The sequence below is a fragment of the Arthrobacter hankyongi genome (assembly GCF_022012395.1).
Classification (GTDB): Bacteria; Actinomycetota; Actinomycetes; order Actinomycetales; family Micrococcaceae; genus Crystallibacter; species Crystallibacter hankyongi.
This window is the reverse complement of the sequence record NZ_JAKLTQ010000020.1, coordinates 19,355-33,429: the sequence shown is the minus strand read 5'-3', so window position 1 is coordinate 33,429 and position 14,075 is coordinate 19,355. Positions and strand designations below refer to the sequence as shown.

Annotated in this window: 15 protein-coding genes; 4 read left to right on the top strand and 11 right to left on the bottom strand. The window is 69.5% G+C overall.

All coding sequences use genetic code 11. From position 1 onward, the window contains the following. Positions 1 to 13: 13 nt before the first annotated feature. From lgt to hisI, 8 genes are all read right to left on the bottom strand, one after another. A complete protein-coding gene (gene lgt, locus LVY72_RS19530; RefSeq protein WP_237825430.1) occupies positions 14 to 1,195 on the bottom strand; it encodes a prolipoprotein diacylglyceryl transferase in 1,182 nt (393 codons plus the stop codon). 38 nt (positions 1,196 to 1,233) lie between these two features. Beyond that, on the bottom strand, positions 1,234 to 2,058 hold the full coding sequence (gene trpA, locus LVY72_RS19525) for a tryptophan synthase subunit alpha (protein WP_237825422.1): 825 nt from the start codon (positions 2,056 to 2,058) through the stop codon (positions 1,234 to 1,236). Then, entirely contained in the window at positions 2,055 to 3,380 is a 1,326-nt protein-coding gene (gene trpB / locus LVY72_RS19520) for a tryptophan synthase subunit beta (protein ID WP_237825414.1), read from the bottom strand. The genes trpA and trpB overlap by 4 nt, the downstream gene beginning before the upstream one ends. Positions 3,381 to 3,499: 119 nt before the next feature. Continuing rightward, positions 3,500 to 4,318, bottom strand: a complete 819-nt coding sequence (gene trpC, locus LVY72_RS19515; protein WP_237825412.1) for an indole-3-glycerol phosphate synthase TrpC — start codon at positions 4,316 to 4,318, stop codon at positions 3,500 to 3,502. Positions 4,319 to 4,320: 2 nt separating this feature from the next. Continuing rightward, entirely contained in the window at positions 4,321 to 4,596 is a 276-nt protein-coding gene (locus LVY72_RS19510) for an HGxxPAAW family protein (RefSeq protein ID WP_237825410.1), read from the bottom strand. Positions 4,597 to 4,713: 117 nt separating this feature from the next. Continuing rightward, on the bottom strand, positions 4,714 to 5,337 hold the full coding sequence (locus LVY72_RS19505) for a Trp biosynthesis-associated membrane protein (RefSeq protein ID WP_237825408.1): 624 nt from the start codon (positions 5,335 to 5,337) through the stop codon (positions 4,714 to 4,716). Continuing rightward, positions 5,334 to 6,908, bottom strand: a complete 1,575-nt coding sequence (locus tag LVY72_RS19500; RefSeq protein WP_237825667.1) for an anthranilate synthase component I — start codon at positions 6,906 to 6,908, stop codon at positions 5,334 to 5,336. The genes LVY72_RS19505 and LVY72_RS19500 overlap by 4 nt, the downstream gene beginning before the upstream one ends. Next, entirely contained in the window at positions 6,908 to 7,318 is a 411-nt protein-coding gene (gene hisI / locus LVY72_RS19495; RefSeq protein WP_237825406.1) for a phosphoribosyl-AMP cyclohydrolase, read from the bottom strand. The genes LVY72_RS19500 and hisI overlap by 1 nt, the downstream gene beginning before the upstream one ends. Before the next feature lie 72 nt (positions 7,319 to 7,390). Here hisI and LVY72_RS19490 point away from each other — a divergent pair, with 72 nt between their 5' ends. From LVY72_RS19490 to LVY72_RS19480, 3 genes are all read left to right on the top strand, one after another. Next, on the top strand, positions 7,391 to 8,035 hold the full coding sequence (locus LVY72_RS19490; protein WP_237825399.1) for a TIGR03085 family metal-binding protein: 645 nt from the start codon (positions 7,391 to 7,393) through the stop codon (positions 8,033 to 8,035). A gap of 88 nt (positions 8,036 to 8,123) precedes the next feature. Beyond that, positions 8,124 to 9,281, top strand: a complete 1,158-nt coding sequence (locus LVY72_RS19485; RefSeq protein WP_237825397.1) for an AI-2E family transporter — start codon at positions 8,124 to 8,126, stop codon at positions 9,279 to 9,281. A 45-nt stretch (positions 9,282 to 9,326) separates the two neighbouring features. Then, positions 9,327 to 9,995, top strand: a complete 669-nt coding sequence (locus tag LVY72_RS19480) for a GAP family protein (RefSeq protein WP_237825395.1) — start codon at positions 9,327 to 9,329, stop codon at positions 9,993 to 9,995. Here LVY72_RS19480 and LVY72_RS19475 read toward each other — a convergent pair. Then, positions 9,992 to 12,196 carry an MMPL family transporter gene (locus tag LVY72_RS19475; protein WP_237825388.1) on the bottom strand — a complete coding sequence of 735 codons (2,205 nt, stop codon included), beginning with the start codon at positions 12,194 to 12,196 and terminating at the stop codon, positions 9,992 to 9,994. The two genes, LVY72_RS19480 and LVY72_RS19475, sit on opposite strands and share 4 nt — an antisense overlap. A gap of 91 nt (positions 12,197 to 12,287) precedes the next feature. On the opposite strand from LVY72_RS19475, the gene LVY72_RS19470 reads away from it, so the two are divergent. Then, positions 12,288 to 12,845: a MarR family winged helix-turn-helix transcriptional regulator gene (locus LVY72_RS19470; RefSeq protein ID WP_237825380.1), complete on the top strand. Its 558-nt coding sequence runs from the start codon at positions 12,288 to 12,290 to the stop codon at positions 12,843 to 12,845. Here LVY72_RS19470 and LVY72_RS19465 read toward each other — a convergent pair. Both LVY72_RS19465 and hisF read right to left on the bottom strand, forming a co-directional pair. Continuing rightward, a complete protein-coding gene (locus LVY72_RS19465; RefSeq protein ID WP_237825372.1) occupies positions 12,842 to 13,279 on the bottom strand; it encodes a pyrimidine dimer DNA glycosylase/endonuclease V in 438 nt (145 codons plus the stop codon). The genes LVY72_RS19470 and LVY72_RS19465 overlap by 4 nt on opposite strands. A gap of 20 nt (positions 13,280 to 13,299) precedes the next feature. Beyond that, positions 13,300 to 14,070 carry an imidazole glycerol phosphate synthase subunit HisF gene (gene hisF, locus LVY72_RS19460; protein WP_237825371.1) on the bottom strand — a complete coding sequence of 257 codons (771 nt, stop codon included), beginning with the start codon at positions 14,068 to 14,070 and terminating at the stop codon, positions 13,300 to 13,302. Between the last annotated feature and the right edge of the window lie 5 nt (positions 14,071 to 14,075).

Below are 14,075 nucleotides of genomic sequence, written 5' to 3'. Positions count from 1 at the left end.
GTCCTGAGTCGGACTATTTCTTCTTGGCATCCTTATGGCGTCCACGCTCGCGCTGGTCGCCCTTGGCACCCGGGGCATGGTCAGCCTCCGTTGAAGTACCAGCGAGATTACCACGGACGGTTTCCGTTGATGTAGTCGCCGCCGGATTTTTCCCGGAGATTTCCGGATTGTTAACTGTCGCCCCGGTGCCCGGACCCGCCGCCTGCGCGGCGCCGTTGCCGGCCGGGACGGCGGCGGGGGCCGGTGCCTCCGCCGCGGCAGGACCCGCGTTGCCTGCTGCGGCACCGGACGGGGCGGCCTCGAGCGGTTCGGGCAGCCGGCCGTCGAGGTAGAGCGAATCATCGGCGGGGGTCCGCCGGTGCCGGGCCAGCAGCACAAATATGACAAGCGAGGCGATGAACAGCAGGGCGCTGGTCCAGACGTTCAGCCGGGCGGTGATGCCGAGCAGGGAAATCATTTCGGCGTCGTCGATCCGCAGCATTTCGATCCAGATCCGGCCCAGCGTGTAGACGGCCACGTACAGCCAGAACAGCATGCCGCGGCGGAAATTGAAGCGCTTATCCAGCGCCAGCAGCAGGGCCACGCCCGCGAGGTTCCAGAGGCACTCGTACAGGAACGTGGGGTGGAACAGCGTGCCCGGTGCCATCCCGGCCGGGAAGTTCGGGCTGCTGGGATCGATCTGCAGCCCCCAGGGCAGCGTCGTGGGGGCCCCGAAGAGTTCCTGGTTGAACCAGTTCCCCCAGCGTCCGATCGCCTGGGCCAGCAGCACGCCGGGAGCGGCCACATCCATGAACCCGCTCAGCTTCACACCAGCGCGCCGGCAGCCGATCCAGGCCCCGACCAGGCCCAGCGCCACCGCGCCCCAGATGCCCAGGCCGCCGCGCCAGATCTGCGGGATCAGGCCCAGGTCGCCCGTACCATCGAAGCCCGGCCCAAAATAGGCATCCGGAGACGAGAACACGTGGTACAGCCGGCCGCCGATGATGCCGAACGGGATGGCCCAGATGGCGATATCCCAGACCGCCCCGGCCGGACCGGACCGGGCCTTCCAGCGCCGGTCCGTCAGCCACAGCCCCGCCACGATCCCCAGCAGGATGCACAAGGCATAGGCGTGGACGGTCAGCGGCCCCAGCTGGAAGCCGGACCAGCCGGGACTGGGAATCGCGGCGGGGATCGCGACGGCAATGCTGGTCATGGCGTGGTCCTTTGGTCGGTCCGGACGAGGGCGTACGGTCAGGCGCCGGCGGCGGGTCGGGAAGGTTTGGCCGTCCCGGTGCTCAGATCGGCAGCCAGCCGGACGACGGCGCCGACACCGTCCGCGCCGAGCGCCGCGACGAGGGCCGTGCCCACGATCGCTCCCTCGGCGTATTCGCCGATTTCGCGGACGTGCTCGGCTTTGGAGACGCCCAGTCCGACGCAGACGCGTTCGGCACCGGCGGCATGGGCCGATTCGACCACCCGCCGCGCGGCATCGCTGACGTTCTCGCGCGCCCCGGTGACACCCATGATGGATACCGCGTAGACAAAACCGCGGCTGGCCTTGACCGTCATCGCCATGCGTTCGGGCGAGGTGGACGGGGCCACCAGGAACACCCGGTCCAGCCCGTACTTGTCGGAGGCCTCGAACCATTCGGCAGCTTCGTCCGGGATCAGGTCCGGGGTGATCAGCCCGGCCCCCCCGGCCTCGGCGAGCCTGCGGGAGAATTCGTCCACGCCCACCCGCATGACCGGGTTCCAGTAGGTCATCACCAGCACCGCGGCATCGCAGCGGGCGGTGATCTCGGCGACGATGTCGAAGATCTCGCGGACGTGGAACCCGTTGTGCAGCGCCTGCACGGTGGCGGCCTGGATCACCTGGCCGTCCATCACCGGATCCGAGTACGGGATGCCGATCTCGATCACGTCGGCGCCGTTCTCGGCCAGGGCGACGGCGGCCTCGATGGTGGTCCGGGTGTCCGGGAAACCGGCCGGCAGGTAGCCGACCAGGGCGGTGCGCCCGGCCTCGCGGGCACGGTCGATGGCGGCGGCGGTCTTGCTCTTGATGGCGGTGGTGCTCACAGCTGTTCCCCTTCGGCGCCGATCTTCTCTTCCGGACTGTCCTTCTGCAGCAGATCGAACCACTCGGCGGCAGTGGCCACATCCTTATCCCCGCGCCCGGAGAGGCTCACCACGATGATGACCTCCTCCGGGTGCTCCCGGCCCTCGGTCAGCCGCTGGCCGATCCGCAATGCGCCTGCCAGCGCGTGCGCGGACTCGATGGCCGGGATGATGCCCTCGGTCCGGCACAGCAGCCGGAAGGCCTCCATCGCCTCTCCGTCGGTGACCGGCTCGTAGCTGGCGCGTCCGATGTCGGCCAGGTAGGCATGTTCGGGGCCCACGCCCGGATAGTCCAGGCCGGCGGAGATCGAATGGGATTCGATCGTCTGGCCGTCTTCGTCCTGCATCAGGTAGGAGCGGGCGCCGTGCAGCACCCCGGGGCGGCCAAGCGTGATCGTGGCCGCGTGCCGGCCGGTGTCCACGCCGTCGCCGCCGGCCTCGAAGCCGAACAGCTTCACCGAACGGTCATCCAGGAAGCCGTGGAAGATACCGATCGCGTTGGAGCCACCGCCGATGCAGGCGCAGACCGCGTCCGGCAGCCGGCCGGTCTGGGCCAGGATCTGCTCGCGGGCCTCTTCGCCGATGACCTCATGGAAGTAGCGGACCATGGCCGGGAACGGGTGGGCGCCGGCGGCGGTACCCAGCAGGTAGTGGGTGGTGTCCACGTTGGCCACCCAGTCGCGCAGCGCCTCGTTGATGGCGTCCTTGAGCGTCTGCGATCCGGCTGTCACGGCGACCACGGTGGCACCGAGCAGTTCCATCCGGGCTACGTTCAGCGCCTGCCGGCGGCAGTCTTCGGCGCCCATGTAGACCACGCATTCCATCCCCAGCAGCGCTGCGGCGGTGGCGCTGGCCACGCCGTGCTGGCCGGCGCCCGTTTCTGCGATCAGCCGGGTCTTGCCCATCCGCTGCGCCAGCAGGGCCTGGCCGAGGACGTTGTTGATCTTGTGCGAGCCGGTATGGTTCAGGTCCTCGCGCTTGAGGAAAATCCTGGCCCCGCCCGCGTGCTGGGAAAAGCGCTGGGCCTCGGTCAGCAGCGAAGGCCGGCCGGAATAGTTTTTGTTCAGCTTCGCCACCCGGGCGGTGAACTCCGGATCGGCCTTGGCCTTTTCGAAGGTGTCCTCGAGTTCGTCGAGGGCGGCGATCAGGGATTCGGGCATCCAGCGCCCGCCGTAGCTGCCGAAGTACGGCCCGGGCGCATGGCGCAGGCTCCCCCCGGCTGCGAGGAAGGCATCGGCTGCGTCCGGCAGTGCGCTGGACGGCTTTTCGGGGCTCTGGGTCATGGCCGTTCCTGTCTTTCCGATCCGGGTCCGGCGCACCCGCCCTGGCCCGGGCAGGTCCGCCGTCCCCTGTAGTTCAATTGCTTCACTGCCTGAGGTGCGCTGCCAGGCGCGGCGGCAGTTTAGGCGCGGGCGGCGATGGCGGCGGCACCGGCCGCGCCGAATTCGGCGATGGCCTGTTCCGGCGCGTTATCCCTGACCAGCGCCTCGCCCACCAGCACCGCGTTGGCCCCGTGGGCCGCGTAGTGCTCCACGTCGGCGGCGTCGCGCACCCCGGATTCGGCCACGACGACGGCGCCGGCCGGGATCCTGCCGGCCAGTCCGGCAAAGAGGGAGAGGTCGACGTCCAGCGTCTTGAGGTTGCGCACGTTGACCCCGATGATCCGGGCGCCGGCTGCGGCGGCCCGGTCGATTTCCTCCGCGGTATGCGTCTCCACCAGGGCATTCATGCCCAACTCGTGGGTCAGGGCCAGGAAGCTGCGCAGCTGCTCGTCGTCCAGTGCTGCCACGATCAGCAGCACCAGATCGGCGCCATGGGCGCGGGCTTCCCAGATCTGGTATTCATCGACGTTGAAGTCCTTGCGCAGCAGCGGGAGCTGCACCGCAGCTCGCACGGCGTCGAAATCCTCCAGCGAACCGTTGAACCGCCGCTGCTCGGTCAGGACGCTGATCACCGCGGCACCGCCGCGCTCGTAGCGTGCGGCCAGCCCGGCCGGGTCGCTGATCTCAGCCAGCGCTCCCTTGGATGGGCTCTTGCGCTTGACCTCCGCGATGACCTTCAGCTGCAGCCGGGGATCGTCGGCACCGCCGAGCGCCGCGTAGGCATCCCGGGGTGCCGGCGCCTGGGCGGCGAGCCGCTTCAGCTCCTCGAAAGGCACCTGCGCGCGGCGCGCCTCAAGGTCCTCGCGTACCCCCGCAATGATGTCGTCGAGAACCGTCACCCTCAGTGACCGCTCTTCTTCAGCTTGCTGCCGCCGACGCCGTAGCCCGCCTTCTTCATGACCCAGCCGACGACCAGGCCGATCAGCATGACCACGACCGAGCCCCAGAAGACCGGGTTGCTGGCGATGATGAACCCCACGGCTGCCGCAATGGAACCGACCAGCATGATCAGCACGCAGGTCCAGGCCGCCGGGCTGTTACCGTGGCCGACCGGCTCGGCATGGATGTCAGCGGTGACCTCGTCCTGCTGTGCACGGTTGGTGGCGGTGTTGGCCATGGTGAATCTCCTCGAGTACGTTGCTTGGCTTGTCTTTATTCTGCCATTGATTGGGCCGGACCCCGGCCATGTATTACCGTGGCGCACGGACCCGGGCCTGCACCGGCGGATCGTGGCTCAGTCGGTCGGGTCATTCCCCCGGCTGAGCTGGTCCCAGCTGTCGATCTCGTCCACCGGACCGGAGCGGTCCGCCGGACTGCCGTCCGCTTGGCGGCCCTGGGCCCGGGCCTTGGCGGCGGCGCCGTACTTGCGGGTCGCCGGCCAGCGCCGTCCCGCGGCCACGATCCATACCGCGCAGAGCACCATCAGCACCCCGGCTACCGCCGCCAGGGCCGGCCAGGGCGTCAGCGTGATGGACGCTGCCCCGCCGATCATGCCGGTGGCTTTGCCGATCGCACCCGACGCCGCGGCGGCCGGTTCGGCCAGGATCCGCAGGCAGGTCCAGGCGATGCCGGCGCCGGCCAGGCCCAGCAGCAGCGCGGTGACCACGCGGGCCACCCGGCCGGCGATCGAGGCAGCCAGGGCGGCGGCCACGCCCACCAGGGCCAGGGCGGTCACCGCCGTCGCCGCGTCACTGCCCGCGACGCTCAAGTCCGGGGTCTGCACGCCGCCCTGCGGCAACTGGACATGGAGCCAGGTCTGTGTCGTGGTGGCGAAGGCGCCCAGCGAGACCAGGGCGGAGGCCAGCACCACGGTGGCCTTGCGCTGCCAGGCCGGCGCCAGCGCGCGGGTGGTGTTCACGACGCCGGCTCCTCGACCACCAGGGCGGCCGGATCGGCAGGGTGCAGCCGGGCGGCCAGGGCCACCGCGCGCAGCGGCGCCGCCGCCTTGTTCACCGTCTCCAGGGCCTCGGCGTCGAGTTGGGAGTCCGCCACGATGCCGCCGCCGGACTGCACATAGGCCTTGCCGTTGCGCAGCAGGGCCGAGCGGATGGCGATGGCCATGTCCATGTCCCCGGCAAAGTCCAGATAGCCGACGACGCCGCCGTAGATCCCGCGCCGGTGCGGCTCCAGCTCATCCAGCAGCCGCAGCGCCCGGGGCTTGGGAGCACCGGAGAGCGTGCCGGCGGGGAAGGTCGCCGCCAGTACGTCGTAGGCCGTCTTGTCCGGGGAGAGCCGTCCCACCACGGTGGAGACCAGATGCATGATGTGGCTGAACTTCTCCACCTCCATGAACTGGGTGACATCCACCGTGCCCGGCTCGCAGACCTTGGAAATGTCGTTGCGGGCCAGATCCACCAGCATCAGGTGCTCGGCGCGCTCCTTCTGGTCCGCGAGCAGTTCTTCGGCCAGTTCGCGGTCCTGCTCCACGGTGCGCCCGCGCGGCCGGGAACCGGCGATGGGGTGGGTGACCACCTCGTTTCCGGTCACGGTGACCAGGGCTTCCGGCGAGGACCCGACGATCGAGTAGCCCTTGCCATCGGCGTCCTCGAAGCTGAACAGGTACATATACGGGCTCGGGTTGAGGTTCCGGAGCACCCGGTAGACATCCAGTGCCGGCGCGGCGCACTCCATTTCGAAACGCCGGGAGATGACGACCTGGAAAACCTCGCCGTCGACGATGGCTTCCTTGCCGCGCTCGACGGCCGCCTTGTAACGGTCCTCGGCCCAGCGGTGGGTGACCTCGGCCATCACGCCGGCGGCGTCAGGCGCCCCGCCGTCGAGCACGGAAACCTGCTGGGCGAGCGGAACCGTCAACTCCCCGAGCATCCGCTGGATCCGCTGCACGGCGTCCTGCCAGGCCTGGTCCACCCGCTCATCGCTGCCGTCGAAGTTGATCGCGTTGGCGATCAGGGTCACGGTGCCCTCGGCATTGTCATGTACGGCCAGATCCGTCACCAGGCACATCGCCAGTTCGGGCAGGTCCAGGTCGTCCTCGGGCGGACTGGTCAGCCGCTCCCAGTGGCGCACGGCTTCCCAGCCGACAAAGCCGACCAGGCCGGAGGTCAGCGGCGGCAGTCCGTCGAACCGCTCCGTCTGCAGCGCGGCCACCGTGGCCCGCAGGGCCTCCACCGGGTTGCCGTCGACGGGCACCCCGGCCGGCGGCTCGCCCTGCCAGTACGCCTGGCCGTCCCGGGTGGTCAGCACCGCCCGCGAGTGCGTGCCAATAAACGAATACCGGGACCAGACCCCGCCCACCGCCGCGGATTCGAGCAGGAAGGTGCCGGCCTGGCCGCCGCCAAGCTTGCGGTAGAGCGTAATCGGAGTCAGGTCATCGGCCAGGACCTTGACCGTCACCGGGACGACGCGGTGGCCGGCGGCCAGGGCGCGGAATTCCTCCAGCGTGGGGCTGACGACGCCGAATTCCTGCATCACTGCACCCCCGTACCGGCGGTTGCGTCCAGCATCCGCCCATCGAAGCAGGTGCGCGTGCCGGTATGGCAGGCGGCGCCGACCTGGTCGACCTTGACCAGCAGGGCATCGCCGTCGCAGTCCAGCGCGACCGACTTGACCCACTGGACATGCCCGGAAGTATCCCCCTTGCGCCAGTATTCCCGGCGTGAGCGGGAGTAAAAGGTGACGCGGCCGCTGGTCAGCGTGCGGTGCAGGGCCTCGTCGTCCATCCAGCCGAGCATCAGGACCTCGCCCGAATCGTGCTGCTGGATGATCGCGGCCACCAGCCCGGTGCCGTCGCGCTTGAGCCGCGCGGCGACCTCGGCGGGCAGCGCCGTGGTACCGGCGGCGGCGGGCGCAATTGTCTGGGGTTCAGTTTGGGAGGACATCAGTACAAGTCTAACGTTGCGCCGCTGCCGGTTCCGTCCGCAATTCGGCGCTTCATGCTAGGTTCGGGATTGATGCATTTTGTAGACCCGTCCCGCGAAGTCCTGGCCGAGACCCTGCTGGCAGCCGGCCCGGGCTCCCCCACGCTGTGCGCCGGCTGGCAGACCGAACAGCTGGCGGCGCATCTGTACCTGCGCGAGCACCGTCCGACGGTGGCTCTGGGCATCGCCATCAAGCCGCTGTCCAAGGTCTCCGACCGGGCCATCCGGAAGCTGGCAGCCAAGTCCGCTGCTCCGGAGCCGTACTCCGCCCTGGTCAGGGCCTTTCGGGCCGGCCCGCCCAGGCTCAGCCCGATGCAGCTGAAGCAAGTGGACCGCGCGGCGAACCTGATCGAGTACTTCGTGCACACCGAGGACGTGCGCCGGGCTTCGTCCCGCTGGGCGCCGCGGGCCCTGGACGGGCAGTACTCGGACGCCCTCTGGGACGAGCTCGTCAAGCGGGCCGCCTTCCTCTACCGCGGGGTGGACCTGGGCATCATCCTGGTCCGGCCGGACGGTCCGCGGCATGTGGCCAGGCGGGCGCCGGTGTCCGTGGCGGTGGTCGGCGAGCCGGGCGAACTGCTGATGCACGCCCACGGCCGCACCCGGCACGCGCTGGTCACCTACGAGGGCCAGCCGGACGCCGTCGCGCTGTTGGAAAGCGCCGAGATCGGCCTCTGAGCGCGCACGCGCGCCCTTCTATGAATCCCTCCGCGGCTCTAGACTTCGTCTAGGACGGTCACCCCCAGACCGCTCAAAGGAGGGTCCGATGGAACCGGAGCCACTGGCCCCAACGCCGCGTCCGCTCTTTCCCCGCGGGACCACTGTCCTGCTGGCCCTGGCCGGCGGTACCGTAGCCGCCTTCGGCATCGCCTCCATCCGCGGCATCTTCAATCCCATGTTCCTGGCCCTGGTGCTCACCATCTGCGTCAGTCCGGTCCGGCACTGGATGCACCGACGCGGAATCCCCCGGGGCCTGGCTACCGGCTCTACCATCGTGGTGGTCTTCGGCCTGCTGGCAGGGTTCGTGGCGGTCCTGCTCGGTGCCCTCGCCCAGTTCGGTTCGCTGCTGCCGCAATTCGCCCCCCAGATCCAGCAACTGGGTGCCAACATCAGCAGCGGGCTGGAGCGGCTGGGCTTCGGCTCCCAGCAGGTGGAAGCCGTGCTGTCCGGGTTCGATCCGGGCCGGATCGTCAATTTCCTCGGCGGCCTGCTGGGCAACATCACCGACATCGTGGCCGCGCTGGTCATCATCCTGACCTTGCTGATCCTGATGGGAATGGAAGGCTCGCAGACATCGGCTCTGCTGAAACTCCTGAACCACCATCATCCGCACATGGTCGCTGCGTTCAACATCTACGGCGCCTCGGTGCGCCGCTACATGGTGGCCACCACCGTCCTGGGCATCGTCCAAGGGCTGTTCAACTGGATCACCCTGCTCATCCTGCAGGTTCCGGGCGCACTGCTCTGGGGCCTGCTCTCCTTCATCTGCAGCTTCATCCCCAACATCGGCTACTTCATCGCCATCATCCCGCCGCTGTTCTTCGGTTTCCTCACCGGCGGCTGGCCGACGGTGATCGCCGTCATCGTCATCTACGGCGTGGTCAACAGCGTCATCCAGTCCGTGATCCAGCCCAAGTATGTTGGCAACGCGGTAGCCCTCAGCGAGACGCTGACCTTCGTCTCGGTGCTCTTCTGGGCCGTTGTCCTGGGCCCGATGGGGGCCATCCTCGCCGTGCCGCTGACCCTGCTGGTGCGCACCATCATCCTCGACTCGGACCCGTCCATGGCCTGGTGGCGGCCCATCACGGGCGACCGGACCGAACTCGTACCCATCCTCAAGGAAGAAGACGAGCAGATCCGGGCCCGCCGCCGACGGGCACGGCGTGCATCTCCCCCGTTACCCGGCAGTGTCCCGGGAGTGTAGCGCGCCGCCGGCCCATTGCTGCGGCCCGGGCCGGATGACCGCCGCATGCTGAGCACCGTCTTCAGCCTGGTCCCCGTCGCCGCTGCGGCGGCGATGAGCACGGTGCCGATCAGCGTCATGCTGCTGATCCTGCTCTCCCCGGAGCCGCGGCGCGGTGCCCTGCCGTTTTTGTTCGGCAGCGTGGCCGGATCGGTCGTGGTCGTGGGCCTGGCCACTATCGGCCTGCGCTCCCTGCCGGTCGCACGGCCCTGGAAACAGGACCAGGCAGTGGCGGTGATGGCGCTCCTGCTTGGCTTGTTCCTGATTGGCTACGCCGTTTTCCTGTTCGCACGCGGCCGCCGGGCGAACGGCGCAGGGCTTGAAAAAATTACGCAGCGGTTCCGTACCGCCCGCTCCTGGGAGTTCACCGCCCTGGGCCTGGGCTTGAATTTGCGCCCCAAGGCACTCCTGCTGGCCGTAACGGCCGGGGCACTGATCAGCGTCCAGAATCCCTCTGCCGTCCAGCAGACCTTCCTCGTCGTCGTATATGCGGCCGCCGCCCAGTCCACGATCATCTTTCCGATCACGGCCTGGTTGAAATCCCCCGAGCGGGCCCGGGTGCGCCTGGCCGCTGCCTACAGCTGGCTGCAGCGCAACGGCCGCGGAGTCACGGCCGCCGTGATGCTGGCCTTGGGGATTCTGCTGGCAGGCTATGGCCTCGTCCAGTTCCTCTAGCGTGCGCCGCCTTCCAGGCCGCGGCGGGCCAGCCGCGAGGGCCACCAAATGCGGCGGCCGACGTCGTAGGCCAGCGCCGGGACCAGCAGCGAGCGGACCACGAAGGTGTCCAGCAGCACCCCGAAGGCCACGATGAAGGCCAGCTGCGCCAGGAAGAGGATCGGCAGCACGCCCAGGGCCGCGAAGGTGGCGGCGAGCACCAGCCCGGCCGAGGTGATCACCCCGCCGGTCACCGACAAACCACGGAGTATGCCGGTGCGGGTACCGTGCACCAGGGACTCCTCGCGGACCCGGGTCATCAGGAAGATGTTGTAGTCGATGCCCAGCGCCACCAGGAACACGAAGCCATAGAGCGGCACCGCCGGATCCGCGCCGGGGAACCCGAGTATGTGGTTGAACACCAGTGCCGAAACGCCCATCGCCGCTCCGAACGAAAGCACCACCGTCAGGATCAGCAGCACCGGAGCCAGCACCGAGCGCAGCAGCAGCATCAGGATCGCCAGGATGACCATCAGGATCACCGGAATGATGACGTTGCGGTCATGGATCGACGCGTCGTTCGAGTCGATGGCCGTGGCCGTCACGCCGCCGACCAGCACCTCGCTGCCGAGGTCCGCGCGCAGGCCGCGCACCGTCTGCTCGGCGGCGGCCGAGTCCGCGGCGTCGGCCAGCGTGGCCTGCAGCATCACCCGCGAGTCCACCACGGTCGGCGCCGGAGCGGGCGTGCCGGGCGGACCGAAGCCCTGCACGCCGTCGGCGGTCACCCGGGCGGTTCCGCCCGGCGAATCCGCGGCCACCACCGCGACGCTTTCGACGCCGTCAGCCGCCAGCAGTGCCGAGGCCACCTCATCGAAGCGGTCCTCGGGCACTGCCAGGTAGGCGGGACTACCCGAGCCGCCCGGGAAATGCACGCCGAGGGCGGCCTGGCCGTCGCGGGCCTCGGACTGCCCCAGCACCAGGTCGCTGGACGGTACGCCGTCGGCCTTCAGCTGGAGCACACCGGCACAGGCGGCCAGCAGTACGAGGCTGGTGACCGCCCAGACCATCCGCGGCCGCCGGGCCACCAGCCCGGTCAGCCGGGTCCATGCTCCGCTGCGCGGCACTTCGGCGCCCTCCGCCCTCCGGCCACCGGCCGGGTCGAAGCGCGGGCGGCGGGGCCAGAAGGCGGCACGGCCGGCCCAGAGCAGCAACGCCGGCAGCAGCGTCAGCGCCGCCGCCATCGCGAAGACGATGCCGATCGCGGCCACCGGGCCCAGCGCCTTGTTCGAGTTCAGGTCGCTGAGCAGCAGGCAGAGCAGGCCGGCGATCACCGTGCCGCCCGAGGCCAGGATGGGTTCGAACGACCCCCGCAGCGCAGCCCATGTGGCGTCCCACCGCGTGCGGCAGGACATCAGGGCCTCGCGGTAGCGGGCAACGTACAGCAGCGAGTAGTCGGTCGCGGCACCGATCACCAGGATGAACAGGATGCCCTGGGTCTGTCCGCTCAGCAGCAGCACTCCTGCCTTGGCCAGCCACCAGACGGTCAACAGGGCTACGCACAGCGCAAAGACGCTGGTTCCCAGCACGATGAAGGGCAGCAGCGGCGATCGGTAGACGACCATCAGGATAACCAGGACTGCCCCGAGGGCCACGGCCAGCAGCAGCCCGTCGATGCCGGTGAACGCTGCCGCGAGGTCCGCGGTAAAGCCGGCCGGACCAGTCACGTAGACGGCCACGCCGGCCGGGGCGCCTGCCCGGACCGCTTCGCGCAGTTCGGCGACGGCCTCGCCCACGTTCAGGTCGCTGCGGACCGGCACGAACACCTGCGCGGCGCGGCCATCGTCCGAGGTGATCACCGGGGAGGCCTCGCCGTCCACCGCGCCGAGGCCGGCGAACTGCTTGGCAGCGGCAGTAATTTCCGCCAGCTGCCCCTGGTCGAGCTTGCGCTCAGCGGTGAAGAGCACGATGGCCGGAACCGCATCGCTGCCACTGAATTCGGGCAGCAGCGCCTGCACCTGGGTGGCATCTGCGCTGGCCGGCAGGTAGCTCGTAGCATCGTTCGAGGAAACCTCGTCCACCCGGCCGAAGTACGGCCCGCCGACGGAACCGGCAGCCAGCCAGGCCACGATCAGCAGTGCGGGCAGCAGCCAGCGCAGCCAGCGCGGCGGTCCGGTGTGCTGTGCGTCCCGCGCGCTGACGGCCGGTTCGGTCTTCGTGGGCATCGTGACATCCATTCCGCCGGGGCTGCTCGATTTAGCTAACCAATCTAGTAAATAACTTAGCATGCATCATGCTGAGGCTAGACTTGGAGCCGTGGAGAATGATCAGCGCCGGGACGACGGCCTGGCCGGTTCGATCCTCGATCCGCGCCTCATCGATCCGCACCAGCAACTCGTCACGCGTACAGGACTCGGCGACGGCGACGTGGACCAGATCGTGCGCGTGCTGGAGGCACTGCAGGGCTGGCGGGAAGCCGAGCAGCGGGCCAGCGAGGCTTCCCGCAAGTACATGCAGCTCAATGAGACGGATATGAAGGCGCTGCGCTTCCTGATGGCCGCGCAGAACCAGAACCTGGTCGCCACACCCGGAGCGCTCGCGGCACATCTGGAGATTTCCACCGCAGCCACCACCAAGGTCCTGGACCGGCTGGCCCACGCCGGGCATATCACCCGGTCCCCGCATCCGACGGACCGCCGCGCCCTGGCCATCGCCATCACGCCGGAGACCTACACGCTCGCGCGGGAAACCGTGGGCCGCCAGCACGTCCGCCGGTTCGACGCCGCGGCCCGGCTGACCCCGGCCGAGCGCGAGACGGTCATCCGGTTCCTCGAGGACCTTGGCGGCAAGGATCCGGAACCACCGCCGGCCTAACGGCCGGGACGCTCCCAGCCGGCCACCGGGCCCTCCACCAGCGCGAACAGCGGGTGCGGCTCCGGCCGCACGACCTGTGCCCAGCGGGCCGCCGTCTCCGGGCTGCGCAGCTCGAGCTTGCGCATCAGGTGTCCCCACTCGTAGTCCAGCTGCCCGGTTTCCAGCGACAGCGCCAGCGGTCCGTCAGGCAGCTGGCAGATCCTGGTGCGGTCGAAGCGGTAGCCGCGGGCCGCGGCCTCGTCGGCAACGCCCAGCAGGTAGGCGCCTACGGCCTGCAGCGGGGCCGGCTGGGCCCGGAACCGTTCCAGCTGCGGATGCTGGGTGTAGCCGCGGGTGGCCCCGCGCAGCACGGCCTGCGCCAGCAGCCCCTCGCGCCAGCAGGCGGTCAGCGCCTGCCGGTCCAGGTAGCGGGGATGGACGGACCACAACCTCACGATGGAGCCTCTTAACCGACTTAGCGGACCGGGTAGCCGGCTTCCCGGATGGCCTGCTTCACCTGGGCGATGGCGTCGTCCGGGCCGAAGTGGAAGACGGAGGCGGCCAGCACGGCGTCCGCGCCCGCGGCCACGGCCGGCGGGAAGTGCTCGGGCTTGCCGGCCCCGCCGGAAGCGATCAGCGGCACCTTCACCGCGGCACGCACCGCCCGGATCATTTCCAGGTCGAAGCCGTCCTTGGTGCCATCGGCGTCGATCGAGTTGAGCAGGATCTCGCCCACGCCGCGGTCCGCGGCCTCCTTCGCCCAGGCCACGGCGTCGATCCCGGTGCCCTTGCGGCCGCCGTGGGTGGTGACCTCGAACCCGGAGGGCACGTTGGCATCCGGCGCACGGCGGGCATCCAGCGACAGCACCAGCACCTGCGAGCCGAAATGCCGGGTGATCTCATCAATCACGTCCGGGCGGGCCACCGCGGCGGTGTTGATCGCCGCCTTGTCCGCACCGTAGCGCAGCAGCTTGTCCACGTCCGCCACTTCGCGCACCCCGCCGCCGACGGTGAGCGGAATGAAGACTTCTTCCGCCGTCCGGGCAACGACGTCGAAGGTGGTCTCGCGGTTGCCCGAGGACGCGGTGACGTCCAGGAAGGTCAGCTCGTCCGCGCCGGCCCGGTCGTAGCGGTGGGCCAGCTCCACCGGATCCCCGGCGTCGCGCAGGCCCTCGAAGTTGACGCCCTTGACCACCCGGCCGGCATCCACGTCCAGGCAGGGAATAACACGGATTGCAACGCTCATGATTG